Annotated in this window: 1 protein-coding gene; it reads right to left on the reverse strand. The window is 65.8% G+C overall.

The window, feature by feature from the left end; all coding sequences use genetic code 11:
- Positions 1 to 1,018 (reverse strand): glucose-6-phosphate dehydrogenase (gene zwf / locus CXZ05_RS22680; RefSeq protein ID WP_102974702.1); only part of this gene is annotated, 1,018 nt, incomplete at both ends.

Genomic DNA, 1,018 nt, shown 5'->3' on the forward strand with positions numbered 1-1,018 from the left:
GGGTCCAGGATCTTCCAGGACAGCTCCACTTCCTCGTGCCGCGGGAACAGCGGCGGCTCGCCCAGGAGTACGTCCAGGATCAGCCGCTCGTAGGCTTCCGGGCTGGACTCGGTGAACGAGTGCCCGTAGCCGAAGTCCATGGTCACATCCCTCACTTCCATCTGGGTGCCGGGAACCTTGGACCCGAAGCGGATCGTGGCGCCCTCATCGGGCTGGACCCGGATCACCACCGCGTTCTGGCCGAAATCATCGTCGCCATGGTCACGGAACAGCAGGTTCGGTGCCCGCTTGAACACCACCGCGATCTCCGTGACCCGGCGTCCGAGCCGTTTCCCGGCGCGCAGGTAGAACGGCACCCCGTTCCAGCGCCGGGTATTGATGTCCACCCGGATCGCGGCATACGTTTCGGTCGTCGAGTCGGCCGGGATGCCCTCCTCCTCCAGATACCCCTGGACCTCTTCGCCGCCCTGCCACCCGCCGGCGAACTGGCCGCGGGCCGAATGGGTGGACAGGTCCTCCGGCAAACGCACCGCGGCGAGGACCTTTTCCTTCTCCGCCCGCAGGTCATCGGCATTGAAGGAAATCGGCTCCTCCATCGCCGTCAACGCCAGCAGCTGCAGCAGGTGGTTCTGGATCACGTCGCGGGCCGCGCCCACGCCGTCGTAATACCCGGCCCGGCCGCCGGTGCCGATGTCCTCGGCCATGGTGATCTGCACGTGGTCCACGTAGTTCGCGTTCCACAGCGGTTCGAACAGCTGGTTCGCGAACCGCAACGCCAGAATGTTCTGCACCGTCTCCTTGCCCAGGTAATGGTCGATCCGGAACACCGCGTCGGCCGGGAACACCGATTCCACGATGTCGTTAAGCTGCCGGGCCGATTCGAGGTCGTGCCCGAACGGCTTCTCGATAACCACCCGACGCCACTTCTCACCCCCGGCCTGCGCGAGGCCGTGCTTGGACAGCTGCCGGCAGACCTGTTCGAAGGCCTTCGGCGGGATGGAGAGGTAGAACGCGTGGT

Source organism: Arthrobacter sp. AFG20 (assembly GCF_002892795.1).
Classification (GTDB): domain Bacteria; phylum Actinomycetota; class Actinomycetes; order Actinomycetales; family Micrococcaceae; genus Arthrobacter.